The 18,858-nt window shown below is 74.3% G+C and carries 12 protein-coding genes and 1 pseudogene; 4 read left to right on the top strand and 9 right to left on the bottom strand.

Annotation, left to right across the window (positions count from 1 at the left end; all coding sequences use genetic code 11):
- Positions 1–8: 8 nt before the first annotated feature.
- Together WME73_RS39965 and WME73_RS39970 are read left to right on the top strand one after the other, a co-directional pair.
- On the top strand, positions 9–4,076 hold the full coding sequence (locus tag WME73_RS39965; protein WP_437913033.1) for an AAA family ATPase: 4,068 nt from the start codon (positions 9–11) through the stop codon (positions 4,074–4,076).
- A 36-nt stretch (positions 4,077–4,112) separates the two neighbouring features.
- Complete coding sequence (locus WME73_RS39970) at positions 4,113–5,201, top strand: AAA family ATPase (protein WP_437913034.1); 1,089 nt, start codon at positions 4,113–4,115, stop codon at positions 5,199–5,201.
- A gap of 33 nt (positions 5,202–5,234) precedes the next feature.
- Here the strand turns inward: WME73_RS39970 and WME73_RS39975 are convergent, their stop codons facing one another.
- The 6 genes from WME73_RS39975 to WME73_RS40000 form a co-directional block, all read right to left on the bottom strand.
- Positions 5,235–5,777, bottom strand: a complete 543-nt coding sequence (locus WME73_RS39975; protein WP_437741518.1) for a hypothetical protein — start codon at positions 5,775–5,777, stop codon at positions 5,235–5,237.
- Positions 5,778–6,231: 454 nt separating this feature from the next.
- Complete coding sequence (locus WME73_RS39980; RefSeq protein WP_437913035.1) at positions 6,232–7,221, bottom strand: hypothetical protein; 990 nt, start codon at positions 7,219–7,221, stop codon at positions 6,232–6,234.
- Positions 7,222–7,676: 455 nt separating this feature from the next.
- On the bottom strand, positions 7,677–8,066 hold the full coding sequence (locus WME73_RS39985; RefSeq protein ID WP_437913036.1) for a YidH family protein: 390 nt from the start codon (positions 8,064–8,066) through the stop codon (positions 7,677–7,679).
- Between the two features lie 35 nt (positions 8,067–8,101).
- Positions 8,102–8,821: a molybdopterin-dependent oxidoreductase gene (locus tag WME73_RS39990; RefSeq protein WP_437913037.1), complete on the bottom strand. Its 720-nt coding sequence runs from the start codon at positions 8,819–8,821 to the stop codon at positions 8,102–8,104.
- A 43-nt stretch (positions 8,822–8,864) separates the two neighbouring features.
- Entirely contained in the window at positions 8,865–9,245 is a 381-nt protein-coding gene (locus WME73_RS39995) for a dihydroneopterin aldolase (RefSeq protein WP_437741522.1), read from the bottom strand.
- Between the two features lie 189 nt (positions 9,246–9,434).
- Positions 9,435–9,746 (bottom strand): hypothetical protein, encoded by a 312-nt coding sequence (locus WME73_RS40000; RefSeq protein ID WP_437711098.1) that lies wholly within the window; start codon positions 9,744–9,746, stop codon positions 9,435–9,437.
- Between WME73_RS40000 and WME73_RS40005 the strand changes: the two are divergent.
- Positions 9,745–9,987: pseudogene (locus tag WME73_RS40005) on the top strand (sigma factor-like helix-turn-helix DNA-binding protein); the annotation flags it as partial. The gene WME73_RS40000 and the pseudogene WME73_RS40005 overlap by 2 nt on opposite strands.
- Positions 9,988–10,056: 69 nt before the next feature.
- On the opposite strand, the gene WME73_RS40010 reads toward WME73_RS40005, so the two are convergent.
- Together WME73_RS40010 and WME73_RS40015 are read right to left on the bottom strand one after the other, a co-directional pair.
- Positions 10,057–10,797 (bottom strand): Crp/Fnr family transcriptional regulator, encoded by a 741-nt coding sequence (locus WME73_RS40010; protein WP_437852955.1) that lies wholly within the window; start codon positions 10,795–10,797, stop codon positions 10,057–10,059.
- Positions 10,798–10,891: 94 nt separating this feature from the next.
- Complete coding sequence (locus tag WME73_RS40015) at positions 10,892–14,935, bottom strand: hypothetical protein (RefSeq protein ID WP_437913038.1); 4,044 nt, start codon at positions 14,933–14,935, stop codon at positions 10,892–10,894.
- A gap of 444 nt (positions 14,936–15,379) precedes the next feature.
- Between WME73_RS40015 and WME73_RS40020 the strand changes: the two genes are divergently transcribed.
- A complete protein-coding gene (locus WME73_RS40020) occupies positions 15,380–16,216 on the top strand; it encodes a ferredoxin--NADP reductase (protein ID WP_437741526.1) in 837 nt (278 codons plus the stop codon).
- A gap of 135 nt (positions 16,217–16,351) precedes the next feature.
- Here the strand turns inward: WME73_RS40020 and WME73_RS40025 are convergent, their stop codons facing one another.
- Positions 16,352–18,598 (bottom strand): hypothetical protein, encoded by a 2,247-nt coding sequence (locus tag WME73_RS40025; RefSeq protein WP_437741527.1) that lies wholly within the window; start codon positions 18,596–18,598, stop codon positions 16,352–16,354.
- Positions 18,599–18,858: the final 260 nt, after the last annotated feature.

The raw sequence follows: 18,858 nt of genomic DNA on the forward strand, positions 1-18,858 counted from the left end.
GCGATCTCGTGAAGATCCTAGAGCTCCACCTCCTCGCGTTCGGCCCCTTCACGGATCTCCGGCTCGACTTCTCCTCGCCGTCGCCGGGCCTCCACGTCGTCTACGGCCCCAACGAGGCCGGGAAGAGCACCGCGCTCCGGGCGATCCGCGGCCTGCTCTACGGCATCCCGCACATCACGCCCGACGCCCACGTGCACCACAACACCGATCTCCGCGTCGGCGGCCGGCTCGCGGGCAGGGGCGACGCCGCGCTCGCGCTCGTCCGCCGCAAGGGGCGCGTGAAGACGCTCCGCGACCCGGACGACAACCCCCTCGACGACGCCGCGCTCGCGCCGGTGCTCGGCGGCGTGACGGAGGAGCTCTTCCGGACCTCCTTCGGGCTCACCCACGAGACGCTCCGCCAGGGCGCCGAGGCCCTGCTCCAGGGCAAGGGCGACGTCGGTCAGAGCCTGTTCGGCGCGGGGCTCGGCGGGCCGGGGCTGCAGCAGCAGCTCGCCACGCTGCGCCAGGAGGCGGACGAGATCTTCACGCCCCAAGCGAGGACCCGCCCCCTCAACGAGGCGATCAAGGCCTTCGAGGCGGCCCGCAACGGGGCGAGGAGCGCCGCTCACCCGCCCGCGGACTGGACGCGCAAGCGGCAGGAGATCGACGAGCAGCGGGCCGAGCAGGAGCGCGTCGACGCGGAGCTGCGCGCGCTCCGGTCGACCGACAAGCGGCTCCGGCGCGCGCTCCGGGTGCTCCCGCTGCTGGAGGCGCGGCGCGCGATCCTCGGCCGGCGCGCCGCCCTCGGCCACGTCGTCCTGCTGCCCGAGAGCGCGCAGCGCGACCGCGAGGACGCCCAGGATCGCGCCGCCGACGCGAGCGCCCAGGCCTCGCGGCTCCGCGCCGACATCGCGGAGCTCGAGGCCCGCCACGCCGCGCTGGAGGTCCCCGCGTCGCTCGCCGACCTCGACGCGAGCGCGATCGACGGCCTCGTGACCCGGCTCGGCAGCCACCGTAAGGCCGCCGTCGACCTGCCGCGCGTCCGGGCGGAGCTCCACGGCGTCGAGGAGGACGCGCGCGCGATCCTCCGCAGGCTCGGGCGGGACGCCTCGCTCGCCGGCGGCGACGACCCCGAGCGGCTGGAGGCGATGCGCGTCGACGTCGCGACCGAGGCGCGCATCAAGAAGCTCGCCCGCGAGCGCGGCGCCGCCGAGGCCAAGCCGCGCGAGGTGGAGCGGCTGCTCTCGGCGCACCGCGCGCGGCGCGACGCCTGCGCGCGCAGGCTGGCCGAGCTGCCGCCGGGCGAGGACCCCGCCCCGCTCCGCGGCGCGCTCTCTCGCGCGCAGAAGCAGGGCGACCTCGAGCACCGCCTCCGCGAGGCCGCCGCCGCGGCGGCGCAGCTCGCCCGCGACGCCGACGTGCAGCGCGATCGGCTCGGCCTCGGCGCGGCCGCGAAGCGGGCGCGCCTTGACGTTGGCGACGCGGCCGCGAAGCGGGCGCGCCTCGACGTTGGCGACGCGGCCGCGATGCGGGCGCGCCTCGACGTCGACGATGCAGCGCGGCGGGCGCGCCTCGACGCGGGCGGCGCGCCCGAAGGCCGGCCGCTCTCCGCGGCCGAGGCGAGCGCCCTGCCCGTCCCGCTCCCCGAGACGGTCGACCAGGCGGCCGCGCAGTGGGGCGCGCTCGCCCGGGAGCGCGAGCGGCTCGGCGAGCGCGCCGCCGAGATCGAGGCGCGCCTCCGCGAGAGCGCCCGCGAGATCGACGCGCTCCAGCGCGCCGGCGCCGTCCCCACGGAGGCCGACCTCGCCGAGGCGCGCGAGCGCCGGGACGCCGCCTTCAAGGCGCTGGTGCGCGCCCTCCAGGCGAAGGCGGGCGCCCGCGCGGCGGCCGCGTCGATCCACACCGCCTCGCTCTTCGACATCGGCGCGGACGCGCCCGCCTCGCCCGGGGGGCGGCGCAGGCCGTCGCTCGCCGCGCGCGACGAGCCGCCGGCCGCCCGGGGGAAGCCCGACGACTACGCCGACCTGGTCCGCGCCGCCGACGCCCTCGCCGATCGGCTGCGCCGCGAGGCCGACCGGGTCGCCCGCCTGGCGCGGCTGCTCGCGGACGAGGCGCGGGCCCAGGCGGACCAGGCGCAGCTCGCCGCGGAGCGCGCCGCGCTGGCGCGCCGGGCCGAGGAGGCCGAGGCCGCGTGGCTCGAGCTGTGGCGGCCCGCGGGCGTCGCCCCGCGCTCCCCCGAGGAGATGCGCGGCTGGCTCGGCCGCTACGCGGCCTTGACCGCCACGGTCGACCGGCTGCGCGCCGCGGAGGCCGAGGCCGAGGCGCTGCGGGCCCGGATGCAGGCGCACGCCGCCGAGCTCCACGCGGCGCTCCAGGGCGCACGCGCCGCGCCGGGCGCCTCGCGCGGCGACGCGGCCGGCGCGGGCTCGCGCGGCGACGCGGCCGGAGCGCTGGAGGACGCGCCGGCGCACCTCCCGGCGCTCGTCGAGGCCGCGGAGCAGGAGCTCGCGGCCATCGAGGGCGCGGCCCGGGAGCGCAAGGAGCTCCTGCGGGAGCGCAAGGAGCTCGAGCGCGAGATCGAGGACCTCGAGCGCGAGCAGGCGCAGCACGCGCGCGCGCTCGAGGCGTGGCGAGCCGAGTGGGCCGAGGGCGTGCGGCCGCTCGGCCTGCCCGGCGACGCCTCCGCGGACGAGGCCACGGCGATCCTCGACGAGCTCGGCGCGCTGTTCCGCAAGGCGGACAGCGCCGCCCACGAGCGCCGCCGGGTGCGCGGCATGGAGCGCGACGCCCGGGCCTTCGGGGCCGACGTCGCGGAGCTCGCGTCCCGGCACGCGCCGGATCTCGCCCCGCTGCCGGCGGATCAGGCCGCCGATCAGCTGATCAAGCGCCACCACAAGGCGCGCGCCGACCTGCGCGAGCGCGGCGAGATCGCGCGGAGCCTCGCCGACAAGCGCCGCGAGCTGGATCAGCAGGAGGCGCGCCGCGCGGCCGCCGAGGCGCGCCTCGCCAAGCTCTTCGAGGCGGCGGGCGTCCCGCGCGGCGGTGACGACGCCGACGACGTCGCCGCGCTCTCCCTGGCGGAGGAGCGCTCGCGCGAGGCGCGCCGGCTCGACCGCGAGCTCGTCGAGAACGAGGGCAAGCTCCTCGAGGCGGGCGAGGGCGCGGGCATCGCCGCGCTCGAGCAGGAGACCGCCGGGGTGGAGCGGGACGCGCTCGCGCTCGAGCTCGACCGGGCGGAGGAGCGCCTCGCGGCGCTCGAGGACGAGCGGCGCCGGATCGACAGGGCGCTCGGGAGCCTCGAGCAGGAGCGCGAGCACCTCCGGGCGACGGTGGGCGCCGCGGAGGCCGCCGCGGAGGCGCAGATCTGCCTCTCGCACCTGCGCGGCGAGGTGCGCCGCTACGTGCGGGCGCGCCTCGCCGCGGTGCTGCTCGAGCGCGAGATCGAGCGCTACCGCGAGCGCAACCAGGGCCCGATCCTGGCGCGCGCGAGCGCGCTCTTCCACCGCCTGACGCTGGGCGCCTTCGCCGGCCTCCGGGTGGGCTACGACGAGAGCGAGCAGGCGATCCTCCGCTGCGTCCGCGCGGCGGCGTCCGGCGCGGCGGTCGGCGGGGCAGCGGCCGCGAGGGCGCCCGCGCCGGACGGCGCGGCGGAGCCCGCGAAGGCGCTCGCGGACGCAGCGCCAGAGCCCGCGAAGGCGCTCGCGGACGCAGCGCCAGAGCCCGCGAAGGCGCTCGCGGACGCAGCGCCAGAGCCCGCAAAGGCGCCCGCGGACGCAGCGGCGGAGCCCGCGAGGGCGCCGGTGCAGCGCGAGGTGGACGTGACGGGCCTGAGCGACGGCACGCGCGACCAGCTCTACCTCGCGCTGCGCCTCGCGAGCCTCGAGCACCACGCCCGCACGGGCGAGCCGATGCCGCTCATCCTGGACGACATCCTGATCCACTTCGACGACGACCGCGCCCGGGCCGCCCTCGCGGTGCTCGGCGAGCTCGCGGGGACGACGCAGGTGCTGTTCTTCACGCACCACGCGCGGCTCTGCGAGCTCGCGCGCGAGGCGGTGCCGGCCGACGTGGTCCGCGAGCACCGCCTGCGGTAGCAAGGCCGGTCACCGCGATAGGCTATCCTGGGCGGGATGACGGTCCAGGAGCTCCACGTCGCGGGATACCGCTCGATCCGCGAGCTGACCCTCCCCCTCGCGCAGGTCAACGTCATCGTCGGACCGAACGGCGTCGGCAAGACCAACCTCTATCGCACCATGGTGCTGCTCGGCTCCGCGGCGAGCGGGACCTTTGCGCGCACGCTGGCCGAGGAGGGGGGGATGCCCTCGGTGCTCTGGGCCGGCCAGCGCAGCAAAGGCCCGGTGCGGATGACGCTGCGGGTACGGCTGGATCAGCTCGTCTACGAGCTTCAGTGCGGGCTGACGCCGCCGCCTGGAGGGCCGTTCGAGCTGGACCCGGACATCAAGGAAGAGAACCTCTGGCTGCTCGACAAGCGCCGCCGCCTGCCGATGCTGGAGCGGGCCGCGGGCTCGGCCTTCGCGCGCGACGCGGACGGCCACCGCGTGACCTTTCCCTTCTCGCTCTGGGGCTCCGAGTCGGTGCTGGCGCAGGTGGTGGAGCCGCACCGCTTTCCGTTGCTCTCGGTGGTGCGGCAAAAGCTGATGAACTTCCGGTTCTATCACCACTTCCGCACCGACTCCGGCGCGCCGTTGCGGGTCGAGCAGGTCGGGGTGCGGACGCCTGTGCTCAGCACCGATGGCCACGATCTGGCCGCGGCGCTGGCGACGATCCTCGATATCGGCGACAGGAGCGCCTTGAAGGATGCCGTCTCCAGCGCGTTCCCTGGCGCGTCGCTCGAGGTCTCCTCGACGCAGGGGCGGTTCCGCGTCGAGCTCCGGTTGCCAGGGATGTCGCGGCCGCTCGACGCCCGCGAGTTCTCGGACGGCACGGCGCGCTATCTCTGCCTCCTGGCGGCGCTGCTGAGCCCGAGGCCACCGCTGCTGATGGCGCTGAACGAACCGGAGACGAGCCTGCATCCGGATCTGCTCGGGCCGCTCGGGGATCTCCTTGTGCACGCGGCATCCCGGAGCCAGCTGTGGATCACGACGCACTCCCGCCCGCTGGCGGAGCGGATCCGCAAGGCGACGCCCTGCCGGCTCATCGAGCTTGGCAAGAATGGTGGAGAGACGGTGCTGGCGAGCGGCGCGGCGGAGGATGAATGACGTCCGCCATCAACGACAGAGGTCTCCTCGTGTTCATTCGATGATCCATCGAAGCACGGGACCAGCGACGACGACGAAGGCCGCGTGGCCCGGAAGCACAGGACTATCCCCGCCGAGCCACTGCACATGGGCGCTCGTCGACCAGCCCAGCGGCCCTGCGAAGTACGAGTTGACCTGCGCATGCCCGCCTATCGCCACCCCGGCGACGCGCCCGCACAAGGCGACGCCGCACGACGGCATGTCGTAGAGCGCGATCGATGGCCCCAGACTGAAATGACCGTCCTCCCACGTAACTCCGACGTCGAGTGATGTCTGATTGTAGACACCGAGCCCGCCGTCCTGGGTCGCCAGGAGGATGGTGCACAGGTCGTGGACCGTGAACAAGAAGTCTCGCTCGAAGGGCCAGGATATCGCCGCTTGTGGACCCACCGCGGGGCGAGAATCGGCGCCGATCTGAATCCACCCGAGGCTCGCACCGGCGCTGATTTCGGCCGCTCCTGCTCGCGCCGGTGCGGCGAGGAGCGGGAGGACGACCACGACCGCCCATGGGATCTTCTGCCAGCCTCTTGTGCCCATGGTACCTCCCCTTTCCCCCAGCGGACGAGCGACGTGACGACGCGAGCCGTCCTACTGACGGTGAAATTGGACGTCAACCGGGATCCGGGCGGGGACGTCCCGATGGACGTGGGTCGTACCGTCCAGAGGTTGCGCCCGTCGCGCGCCGGCCTGCGAGGCGCGAGTGCTCTCAGGCGCCAAGCAGCGGCGCCGCCTCCGCGGCGTCGAGCACGGCAGCTGGTTCCTGGAACGCGCTCGCCGCGGAGACAGACGGCGGAGAGCTCCCGATGCGGGCGTCAGAGAGCGGCCCGCCGCGGTGATGGGCTATCAAGGGTGAGGTTGTCGAGCAGCCACTCGCTCGCTTCCCGATGCAGTCGAGGTGCTGCTGAACGCCCGCGGGTGAACGCTCACGGTTCAGGGAGTGATCCGGGAAGCCCCGGCGTCGCCGTCCCCGAGGTGGCCGCCGACGACACGCTCACTCCGGACACGGCCCGGCGCACCCCTCGCCGCCGCAGTCGACGCCGGCCTCGTCGCCGTTCTTCACGCCGTCCGTGCAGGTGGGGGCCTCGCAGACGCCGGCCCAGCACACGCCGCTCTTGCAGTCCGCGCCGGTCTCGCAGCCCCGGCCCGGCTCGCAGCGCGGGCACGACGTCGTGCCGCAATCGATGCCTGACTCGCGGCCGTTCTTCACCCCGTCGCTGCAGTTCGGGATGCTGCAGCTCTCGTTCGTGCACACACGGCTCGTGCAGTCCGTCGCGACACGGCAGTGATCGCCCGCCTGGCAAGGGCGACACGGGCCACCGCAGTTGAAGCCGGTCTCCCCAAGGCCAACGTCATGCGCGTCGTTCACGCAATGGCCCGGCACGCACCAGACACCGTCGCACGCGAGCCCACCGGGACAGTCCAGCGTCGGATCTTCATCGAAGCACTGCACGCAGGCGCCTTCATGGCACCGCCCCTCGCCCGATGCGGGACACGTGACGTCGTTCAACAGGAGGTGCTGCGGCTCATCGACCTCGCAGACGTCGAGGGTGCACTGGTTGCCATCATCGTAGACATCCTGGGCCGCCGCGCTGACCACGCGGCCGTCGGCGGTACACTCCTCGATCTTGCAGTCGCCGCGGAGCTGCGACTCGAGCGGGCCCTTGTGGATCTCCACCGCGCACGCGCCGTCCACGCACCGCCCCGCGCCGCACCGCGGGTCCGGCGGGCCAGGGCACTCCGCGTCGCTCTCGCAGCCGCCGGGCGGCACGGGCACCTCGGGGCACTCCGCGTCGCTCTCGCAGCCGCCGGGCGGCACGGGCACCCCGGAGCACTCCGCGGTGCCCTCCGCGCACTCGTCGCAGGTGCGGCACTCCTCGAAGCAGCCCGGCTTCTTCTCGCCGCGCGCGCAACAGATGACCTTGCCCGGGTCGCCGCATACGCAGTGCTCATCGACGCAGATCGTGCCTGGAATGTACTGCACGTCCGACTGACAGTGATCCGTGGTCGCGCACTTTCCGCCTATATAGGACCCGTCACCACATGCAAAGAACGTCGCTGGGCCGATGAGAAGAATGGAACCAACAAACCAAGACGCGATGGGCCTACCCATGCTCCAGTCCTCCGGCACGAGGCTGAGGCGCCGGCACCCTGGCGGCCCCAATCCGCCGGGGTGTCGTTTGCCTGTCATCCGAGGAGCGCACTATGCCGCGTCGGGCCCACGGGCGTCACGCAAGTTTTCGCCAGAATGCGCCGCTGGCGAGGCGGCCTTCCAGCAGGGCAGGCACGAGGTCGAAGGGAGGAAAAACGGTGCTCGTCAACGGAAAGCCGCTGACGGACACCGTGCTCTCCGCCGGGCCGCGAGGAGGGAACGTCCGTCGCCGCGCGCCCCTGCTCACCGGGTCGCGTCGCGTCGCACCGGGACGCCTCGTCTCCGGCTCACGAGGCGAACAGCCAGGCGATGCTCGCCGCGCCGGCCAGGAAGAGCGCCGCCGTGAAGATCAGGATCGCCGTCCGGTCAGGGCGATACTCCCCCCGATCGATGGCGCGAGCGACGCGCAGGTAACGCATCGCGGCCCACGCGATGAGCGCCATCCCGAGCACGACCATCCCCGCGCCGACGCCCACGACCTCGCGCAGCAACGACCGCGGCCCTCCCGGCGCGGCCGGCGGCCCCACCTCGAGGAAGTAGAGGCTGACCCGGTTGAGCGTGATGCCGAAGCTGAGCAGCGCGATCGCCGTGCGCACGTAGGCGAGGTGCGTCCGCTCGTTGGCCAGGTGCTCCCTCGCGTAGGCCTCCGTGCGCTTCACGCTCTCCTCGCCGGGCATGGTGGCTCGCCCTCCTCGTCGCGCGGCGCCCCGCTTCAGCGGCGGCCGTACCGATCGTCGAACCACGGATACGCCGTGTTCGAGTAGCCGCGGACCTCCCAGAACCCCGGCTGATCCGCCGTGGTGAACGTGATCCGCCGGATCCACTTCGCGCCCTTCCAGGAGTAGAGCTGCGGCGTGATCATCCGCACCGGGCCCCCGTGCTCGCGCGGCAGCGGCTTGCCCTCCCAGGTGTGGACGAGCAGCACGTCGGGCAGCATGGCCTCCTCGAGCGGCAGGTTCGTCGTGTAGGGGGTCTGCGTGCCGGGCGCGATGTCGCTCGCCTCGATCAGCACGAAGCGCGCGTCCGCGAGCGGGCGCGCGCGCTCCGCGAGGGCGGCGAACCGGACGCCGATCCAGTGGTTGTCCAGGCGGCTCCAGGTGGTCACGCAGTGGAAGTCGGACACGTCGAGCGTCTGCGGCAGCGCCATGAACTCTTCCCAGGAGTAGGTCCGCGGCGCCTCGCAGAGCCCGTCGATCTCGAGCTGCCAGCGCTCGGTCGGGATGTCCGGCGTATCGCCGAGATCGAGCACCGGCCAGTTCTTCACCTCGCGCTGACCGATCGGCAGCCTCGGCATCCCGTGCCGGTTCGGCGGCCCGCTGCCCATCGGCGCGCGCCCGTCGAAGGCGCCCTTGCCGCGCGCCGCCTGCCGCGCGGCGAACGCCTGCTTGCGCTCGATCAACGACCTCGCCCGCCGCCCCGCGTCGTCCCCCATGACGTGACCATGGCGAGAGCTCTGGACGCCTGCAAGAGCGAGCTCATCCGACCTTGCGGCCCGAGAGCTCCACGGATGCGGCATCCACCGACACCGACGTCGGGGGGCCGAACTTCTTGACCTGAACGGTCACGAGCAGGGCCGGCGTGTCGTCGAGCACGCGCTCGATGATGCGCTCGGCGAGCGTCTCGAGCAGCTTGTACGACGCGCTCGTGCCCGATTCGACGACGAGGTTCGCGAGCCTGTCGTAATCGAAGACGCGCGCGCGCGTGTCCGCTCGAGGCAAGAGCGAGATCGGGAGCTCCACCTCCAGGCACACGACGAAATCCTGGGGCAGGTCGCGCTCGGCGCGAGACACGCCGTGCTTGGCGCGAAAGCGGATGCCGTCAAGGCGGATCCGGTACGTCTGGATCGCGGACTCCATCGGCGCCCCCTAGCACGCCTTCCGGCCGGCTTCCGCCGCAAGAATGCCGGGCGGCACGCTCGCCCGCTCGCCGCGGCCTTCCCGGCGCGCGGCGGCCGTCTCGGCGTGTCCCGGCGCGGGCGGCCTTCCCGGCGCGACCGCCCTCAAGGCGCGCGGCGGCTGCGCGCCACGTGCGCCACGTGCGCCACGTCAGAGGAGAGGCCGCTTGAAGCACACGGCTTCGATCTTCGCGGTCATCTCGCTGCGCAGGAACTGCACCGGCTCCCAGCCTTCCTGCCCGAACCGCTTGAGGACCGGGTTCCATCCGGCCGTGGTGGTCACCTCGAACACCTGACTGTCGCTGACGCGCGCGGTCTCCACGTCCACGCACCGAACCTCCCACCGGGGCGGATCGGTCCCCGCCTGCACCGGTGGCACCAGGAAGCGCGGCGCGACGTACGACGCAGAGCAACCGAAAAGAAATGCGACGGCGATGGCTGTCCCGGAGCTGAGCTTCGGCATGAGCGGTCCTTTCCTGCGGGGTCGACTCGCGAAGGCGTATCGACGCTTCGTGCGCCACGTCAACTGGGAACGGCGCGCGCGCCGGCTCGCCGACGCGGAGGCCGCCGTCGCGGGGCGCGTCGTGGCAGCGCTCCAGGAGGACCAGCGCACGGTGCTCGAGCTCGCCTATTTCGAGGGGCTCTCCCTCGTGGAGATCGGCGAGCGCCTCGCGGTGCCGGTGGGCACCGTCAAATCCCGCCTCTCGCGCGCTGGACAAGCTGCGCGCCACGCTCCAGGAGCCGCCGCGCGCCGCCGCGGGCTGACGCCACCCCTAGCGCTTACGCGTGAGCGCCTCGCGGTCCTTCACGATGAGGCGCCGCCCCGCCGCGTCGAGCACCCCCTCCTTCCGGAACGCCCCGAGCGTCAGCGTCACCGTCTCGCGCGTCGACCCGATCACCTGGGCAATCTCCGCGTGCGTGATCGGCGCCGAGATCAGCGTCCCACGCGGCGTCGGCACGCCCCACCGCTCCGCCGCGTGCAGGAGGAACTCGGCGAGGCGCCCTCCCACGTTCTTGAAGAGCATCGACTCGATCCGGTCCTCGGTCTCCCGCTGCCGCGCGACGAGCAGCGCGAACACCGCGCCCCCGAGCCCCGGGTGCTGGGCGCAGAGCTCGCGGACGAGCGCGAGCGGCACCCGGACCACCTCGGCCTCATCCATCGCGATCGCCCGCTCCGTCCGCGTCTCCAGCCCGCCGAGGCACGACTCGCCGAGCACGTCGCCCGTGCCGCGGTAGCTGAGCGGGAACGCGGCCCCCGCCTCGTTGACGCGCTCGACGCGCGCGCGCCCCCGGCCGAGCACCACCAGCGTGTCCGCGGGGGCCCCCTGCTCGAAGATCGCCGCGTCGGACGCCACCACCTCGAGCACCGCCGCGTCCGTGACCGCCTCCCGTACCTCGCGATCCACCTGCGCGAACAGCGAGGAGAGCCGGAAGGCGCGCGCCACCCGAGCCTTCACGGGATCCATGGGCTGGCGGCCAGCATCCTGCGCGTACTGGGAATCCAGATCGCTCACGGTAGGGAACAAAAGAGTAATCCATCCCGCGTGGGTTGACACACAGGAATCCCCTGCAACCGAAGCCCGGCGCAGGGCGAACGGAGCGCCCCGCTCAGCGTCCGTCGCGGTCGAGCTGCACGACGATGTCCCGGTCGAGCGCGCCGTCCGCCGCGCGGGCGAACTGCTGGAACTTCGTATAGGCATCGGGCTGCACGCGGCCCGCGGGCAGCTCGAGGAAGCGATCGAGGACCAGCGCGCCGCCCTCCATGCGATCGTTCACCCGCACGGCGCGCCCCGCGTCGTCCGCCGTCGACGGAGCGAGGTTCGTGACCACGCGCGCGCCCGCGGGGAGCTTGACGCGGAGCCGCACCTCCGAGCGCGTCGCGATCTGCTCCGACAGGTAGAGCGGCGTCTCGCGGACCGGCAGGCTGGCGAGGCTGGCCACGCGCACGCCGAAGGGCGGCGTGATGACCAGCTCCCCTCCCTGCGCGCGCGCGAAGCTCGCGGCGGCGATCTTCATCTTCAGCGTGAGCGGCCGGTCGATCTCGCTCAGCTCCTTGATCTCGATCGCCTGGAGCCGCGCCCCCGGCACCATCTGCGGCAGGAGGCGCGACTCGACGGCGTCCCTGAGCTGGGCGTCCGGGAGCGACTCCAGCGCCGAGCGCAGCGCGATCGCGAGCTTGCCCTCGTAGCGCTGCTCGATCGCCAGCGAGGCCGAGCCGTCCCTCGCCACCTCGGCGACGCCCTCCGTGACCACGCCGTCGTGCGCGCCGGACGAGGGCGTCACCTCGCGCGGCGTCCCCGGCTTCAGCACGATCGCCGGCTGCCCGCGGAGGGAGCTCGGCAGGTAGCCGTACGGCGCGAACTTGTCGCGCACGAACATCCAGCGCACCGCGCCCGCGCCGGGCTTGTCCCCGGTGTCGAGGCGGACGGCGAGCGCGTTGAACGTCTCGGCCTCGCTCATGGGCCCGCGCGGCGGCGCGGTGAGCCGGTCGCTCACGACGCCGTAGCCGGCGTCGATGCCGACCAGGCGGCACAGGTAGAGGAACGCCTCGGTCCGGTTGCCGCTCTTGCCGATGACGACGCGGCGGCCGTCGTCCTCGCGCCCCGGCTCCACGTTGGCGAGCACCCACCGGTAGATCCGGCGCGCCTGCTCGTCCTTCGACGGCGCCGCTGCCCCGCCCTCGCCGCGCGCCCCCTCCGCGGCGCCGGCGGCCTTCCCCTGCTCGCCGCCGCCCGCTGCCGGCGAGCGCGGCGCGAGCGGCGTACGCGCGATCGCCCGCGCGATGCGCACGAGCCGCGGATCGCGCGGCGTCTCGTCGGCGGCCGCGTCGACCATGCGCGCGATCGTGCTGTCCAGGCGGATGCCCCAGCCGATGCGGATGTTCGGAAGGAACTCCGAGATCGGCGCGCTCGCCGGCTCCTCCGGGAGCGCGGGGCTCTTGTCGACCCGGTAGCGGCGCGTGACGAGCGCGCCGGACTCGACGATCTCCGGCGCCGGGACGGCGCCGGAGGCCTCCACGTCGAGCGGCCGGCTCTTCGGCGACACGACGATGAACTCGCTCCGCCAGTAGGGGACCTTCTCCTCGCGGAAGAACCAGCGCGGGCCCTGGAACGTGAGGCCCCCCTGCCCGTCGCCGCGCAGCACGAACAGGTTCTCCACCTCGATGTAGTCGCCCACCTCGAGGTGGGGCATCGTCACGGTCGGCTTGTCCTGGATGAACTCCGGCTCGTGGATCGACCCGTCGCGCTTGACCGTGCGGAGCTTGAGCACGAGCCCCTCGGGCATGCGTTGCTCCGCGTGCTCCTGGATGGCCTCCCGCGACTGGATCCGGATGATCTCGTGCTGGAGCATCCGCGCCGAGCCGTCCTCGTGGACCCACATGGCCGCATAGTCGAGCACGCGCGCCGCCGTGCCCGGCATGACCTCGCCCGAGGCCTCGTGCTCGGCGATCACCTTCTTCGAGTCCAGCCGGTACGGGCTGAGCTCCGTCGTGCCGTCGAGCAGCTCGATCGCGTCGCGCAGGCCCGAGGTGTCGGCGCCGGTGCGGATCGCCTCGATGAGCGCCTTCTGGAGCGCGTCGCGCTCTCCCCGCGCGAAGCGCGCGTCCGCGAGCGCGAGGCGCGCGTCGGCGTCGTCCGGCGACTTCGCGAGCGCGCGCTCGAGCTGCTCGAACGACTCGGCGCGCTTGCCGGCGCGGGTCAGGAGGTCGGCGATGCGCGCGGCGATGTCCTTGCGGTCCTTGCGGGCGGAGCCGAGGCGCTGGAGCTCCTTGATCGCCGCCGCGTAGTCGCGGCGATCGATCGCCCTCTCCAGCTCGATCTCCGCGTCGGGATCGAGCTCCCGGATGCGCGCGGCGAGGGCGTCGGCCTGCGCGATGTGCCCGTCGCCGTCGTGGATCCGGAGGAGCGCGCCCAGCACCTCGATGTCGTCCGGGAAGCGCGCGGCGGCCTCCTTCACGGTGCGGACGTGCTCGACGCGCCAGCCGAGCCGCGAGTACATCCCGGCGAGCGTCTTCAGGAGGTCGGGCACCTCCCGGAAGCGGTCGGCGAGGGCCTCGATCGTGCGGGTCATCTCGGACAGGCCGACCTTGTCGGCCTCCTCGAGCGCGAGCCAGAGGCGGGGGTACCAGAGCTCCGGGTCCTTCTCCGCGGCGCGCGCGCGCACGTCCTTCACGAGGTCTTGCCCGTCGGACGCCGGGAAGATCGGGTCCTTCTCGAGGAAGACCGCCTGGGCCGCGAGCGCGGGGCCGGTGGCGCGCGCCGGATCGGCCACGAGCGGCTCGATCAGCACGGCGCTCACGTCGTCCTGGCCCTCGAGGTGCGCGATGGTCGCGGCGAGGTACCGGGCGATCGGATCGCCCACGTCGCGCTCGGCGGGGGGCGCGCCGCGCAGGCCGAGCGCGCGCGCCACCTTCGGCGCGGGCTGCGGCGGCACGCCGAGCGCCGTGAGGAACGGCTCGATGGGGTTGGGATCCGGCAGGACCTCGGGCGGGACGAGCGAATAGGGCGGCGCCGGATCGGCGGACGTGGCCACGCCGAGGGGCGTGCCGTCGGGCGCGAGCAGGCGGATGGAGGTGTCGCGGCCCCCGACGCGGGCGAGGATGCGGTGCCGGCCGGGGCCGAGGCGCAGGCGGACGCCGAAGCGGGGCCAGATCCCCCACTGCTTCGTGTCGCGCGTCAGCACCTCGACGTCGTCGACGAGGATGGCGTAGGCCCCCTGGACGGCGATGAGCATCTCGCGCTCGGCGGGCAGGTCGACGAAGGTCTCGACGTAGAAGATGCCTCCGCTGGCCCCGCCCTCGCCGGGCCCCTCCGGCGCGACGGCCGAGAGCTGGCAGCCGCGGCGCTCGGCGCCGAGCACGCGCGGCGGGCCTCTGCGGTGGGGATCGCGCGGGAACACGGGCGGCCAGGGGCCGGCGCGCTCCGCCTCGTAGTGGACGCGGTGGTCGCTCGCGGCCAGGTGGCCGAACGGGCCGGCGAAGCGGGCGTTCTCGATGCACCCGTAGCGGCGCGCCGCGTGGTCGATGAGCGGCACGGCGGGTGCGGCGCCGCGGGCGTCGTCGGCGGTCCCGGCGGCGCCGTCCGGGCGCGCCGCGGCGGCCTCGTCGGGCAGCCCGTCGAGGCTCCACCACTCGACGAGCTCTCCGCGCGCGCGCCAGCCCAGCTTGCCCGGGTGGTCGATGGCGCGAAGGACGACCTCGCGGGACTTCTTCCAGAGGCCCGCGACGCTGGAGCGCAGGCCGAGCAGGCGGTTCGCGGCGAACCAGCCCACGAGCGGGGCGTCGGGGTGCGCGCTCACCCGGGCGGCGTCCAGCGCATCGAGGTAGGCCGCCGCCGCGCGCGCGTTGCGGCCGTGCCCCTGGTCGTCGATCGCGCGCCCGAGCGACGCGAGCATCGATTTCGCGCCGATCCCCTCCAGGCGCTTGCGCGCCTCCCTGGCGCCGGCAGGCGTGCCGCCCGGGACCAGGAGCTCTCCGAGGAGCCAGCGGCCGACGACCTCGCCGTCGGCCGAATGCGCGCCGGCGTCGCGGAGCGAGGCGATGGGGTCTTTCGCGCCGGGCGCGGTGACCGCGCCGCAGGCGCCGAGCGCGAGGGCCAGGGCGGCGGCGCCGGCGAGCCGGGCGAGCGTGGAGAGGGGGCGAGGAGCGCGCATCGGCCCGGTCCTTAGCGCGAGCGACCGCGTGCGCACAGAGACGCCGCGCGGCGCAGCGCTCCTGGCCCGCCCGGCCCGTGAGCGCCCCGCCCGGCCCGCCGTCGTCGCCCGACCCGCGGCATGCGGTCTCCGCGGCGTGTGGCCAGCGGCTCCAGGGGCATCGTCAAGGAGCGCCGTCGCCCCTAGAGGACGGCGCGCCACGAGGTCGTGCGCGACAACGTGGCCACGCTCTGCGGAGCCACCGAGGACGGCCCCATGGGTCGATGGCGATCTTGATTATCATTTGCATCATTGCTATGTGAAGCGGCGAACTCATGGAAGACGACCTTGCGGTAGAGCTCGGCGCGCTCGCGCACCGCGGCGCCGCCCCGCTGTCTTGATCGGGGAGCGCGCTCTTTCGAACCACCTCGCCGCGATGCTTTCGCACCGACAAGGATGAACGACATGGTACCCGGTTACACAGAAGAGACGGTGCTTGAGGTCCACCACTGGACGGACAAGCTCTTTACGCTCAAGACCACCCGCTCGCCGAGCTTCCGCTTCGCGAACGGGCAGTTCTGCATGATGGGGCTCGTGGTCGCGGGCAAGCCGCTCGTCCGTGCGTACTCCCTCGCGAGCGCAAACCACGAGGAGACGCTCGAGTTCTTCTCGATCAAGGTGCCGAACGGCCCGCTGACCTCGCGCCTGCAGCACATCGCCGTCGGCGAGACGATCCTCGTCGGCAAGCGCGCGACGGGCACGCTCACGATCGGCAACCTGCGGCCGGGCCGGACCCTGTGGCTCCTGGCGACCGGGACCGGCCTCGCGCCGTTCCTCAGCGTCGTCAAGGACCCCGAGACGTACGAGCGCTTCGAGCGCGTGGTCATCACGCACACGTGCCGTCGCGCGCAGGACCTCGCCTATGCGCGCTACCTCGAGCACGAGCTCGCGGCGGACGAGCTGCTCGGCGAGATCGTGCGGCCCAAGCTCCGCTACTACCCGTCCGTCACCCGCGAGGCGTTCAAGACCGAGGGCCGTATCACCGCGCTCATCGAGTCCGGCCGCATCTTCGCCGATCTGGCGCTGCCCGCGCTCGACCCCGCGCACGACCGGCTGATGCTCTGCGGCAGCTCGGAGATGCTCGCCGACACCGCCGCGCTCCTGGAGTCCCGCGGCTTCGAGGAGGGCAACAGCGGCGAGCCGGGCGACTACCTCGTGGAGAAGGCCTTCGCGGGCGAGAAGCGCTCCCCGCTCGCCAGCGCGTCGCCGGCCGAGAGCACGAACCTGTCCGGCCCGGCGTGACGTCGCGCGCCGCGCGTCGGGCTGCGCCCGGGACCACGCGTCGGCGTCACGGCGGGCGCGCGGATCGATGCGGCACGCAGGCCGCGGTTTCGGATCTGGACCGGGGGCACCGCCCGCCCCGGTCCAGACCGCGGCTCACACGCTCGCTTCGACAGCGCTGGCGACCTGCTGGAGGAGCACCGTCTGTTCGATCACCTCCGGCGGCACGCCGACATCGTCGCGCACGACGGCCACATCCCCGCGCGCGCCAGCCACGTCCTCGCGCGCCACCGCCACGTCCTCGGGCGCCACGGCCACATCCTCGGGCGCCACCGCCACGTCCTCGGGCGCCACCGCCACGTCGTCCCGCTCCGCCGCCCGGCGCAGCGCCGCGATCTCCGCCTGCGCGGCGACGAGCGCCTGCTCGAGCGCCTCGTGGAGCGCCGGCGGAGAGCCGGACGTGTCGCGCGCCTCGGTCAGCTCGCGCTCGAGCTGCGCGATCTTCCATCCCGCGGCGCGCAGGTCGGCCTCGCTCGAGGCGGCGCTCCGCGCCAGCGCGTCGAGCTGCTGCCGCAGCGCCTCCACCGCGCCGCCCGGCCCGCCCTGCCCCGCGAGCGTTCCGCCCTGCCCGCCGTCCGCCGCCTGGCCCGGCCCGCCGTCGTCGGCCGACGCCGACGCGAAGACCGTCCCGAGCTCGTCGACGAGCTCCTTGCCCACCCGCTCGCTCTCGCGCAGCTGCGCCATGAGCGACGCGATGACGTGGCCCCGGTCGCGCAGCGCCTCCTCGAGGCCCGCTATCTCCGCGGCCGCCGCCTCGCCTGCGTCGCGCTTCTCGAGCTCCGATGCCCGCTGCTCCAGCGCGACGACGGTCTGCTCGAGCTCCACGATCCGCGCCTCGAGCAGCAGCCTGCGCGCGTCGAGGGCGCTCCGCTGGTCTTCCAGCGCGCGGCTCTCGCGCTCGTTCCGGTCCGCCCGCTCCTTCTGCCGGTCGCGGTCGCGCGCGAGCTCGGCGCGGGCTGCCTCCAGCTCCTCGACCCTGCCCCCTGCGCGCCGCGCCTCCTCCAGCGCGCGCTCGCTCTCCTGCGCGCGCCTGCGCGCCGTGTCCCGCTCCGACGTGAGCTTCGAGAGCTCCCGCCGCGCCCCCGCGGCGGCGGCCTCGAGCTCCCCCACGCGCGCCGCGAGCGCCGGGTCGGGCGCCGCCACGGCGGGCCGCGCCTCGAGCTCGGCGATCCGGGCGCGCGCGGCCTCGAGGTCGGCGGTCACGGCGTCGAGGCGGTCGCGGGCGCCGGCGATCTCCGGCTTGTTGCGGATCATGCCGAGCTCGAGCTCGACCTTGGTCCGCACCCGCTTCTCGTCGTCGAGCTGCTTGGCGAGCCGGGTCGCGCGATCGCGCTGGCTGCGGAGCTCCTCCTCCATGTCGCGGATCTGGTGCGACAGGCGCTCGGCCCGGACGTGGGCGTCGCCCGCCCTGGCCTCGACGTCGCGGAGGCGCGCCGCCCTGGCCTCGATCTCGGCCTCCGCCTCGGCGAGGCGCGCGGCCGTGGCGACCGCGCTCTCGGCGCGGACCCCGGCGTCCTCGCGGTCGCGCTGGTGCCGGGTGCGCAGCTCCGCGAGCTCGCCCCCGAGCCGCTGCGCGCGGCCCTCGGCCTCGCTGAGCGCCTCGGGCGACGCGCCGGCGCTCGCGCCCGGGAAGTCGGCGAACGGCAGCTCGATCACGGCGAACGCGTCGAGCCTGGGCAGGCGCTCGCCGGCCACGGCGATGAACCACTCGGGCTCCTCGGACGCGTCGAGGATCGACGTGTCCACGCTGACCTCGGGCTCGCCCTTCGGCGCGAACTCCGCGACCGTGTAGCCGACGAACGGCGCCTGGCCGACCATCCGCACCTGCTTGAACTGGAGCGCCACGAGGTCGTAGAGCGCGTAGTAGCCGGGAGCCGCGCCGCGGCTCGCGCCCGCGGGGAGCAGGCCCCGCGCGGCCTCCGGGTTCGGCGACGCGATGACGGCGACGCCGCTCGCGGCGGTGAGGCGTCGGGCGCGCCGGACGACCTCGGCGGGATCGCCGAAGAGGGAGAGATCGGGGATGACGAGGGTGTCGAAGGCGCCGTCGCGCACGCCGAGGTCGCCGTCGAACACGGCGACGTTCGGGTGCGGCTGCCGGGTGGGCGCCGTCCGCGCGAGCTTCTCGGCGACGCGCGCGGCGTCCGGATCGTAGGCATGGACGAGGCGGGCTCCGCGCTGGAGCAGCCGGTCGGCGAGGCCGATGGTGGCGTCACCCACCACCGCGACCCGCCGGCCGCGCACGAGCGGCTCGAGGTAGGCGCTCAGCACCAGGGCGGGATGGAGCGCGGCGGGGGCGGCGTGCCGCGGCGAGCCTGCGGCAGCGAGGGAGGACTCCTTCGTCATGGTTCCGTCCTCTTACGGCTCTGGGGGCCCGGAGTCCACAAAGCGCAGTGCAGAGTTGCAAGGCGGCGCTCACCGCGCCGGGCGCCGCCGGGCGCCGCCCGCGCGCGCCGGTCCGACGCCTTCGTGCCGGCCCCACGATCCGCGCCTCCACGCCGTCAGCGTGGTGAGCCGCCTCACCCATGACGCTTCGCGTCTGCGCCGCATGTTCCTGGGCCTCTCCGTCGCTCCCGCCGTCATCTCCACGACATCGGCGGTTCGCC

It is taken from the genome of Sorangium sp. So ce302 (assembly GCF_051530145.1).
GTDB lineage: Bacteria > Myxococcota_A > Polyangia > Polyangiales > Polyangiaceae > Sorangium > Sorangium cellulosum_B.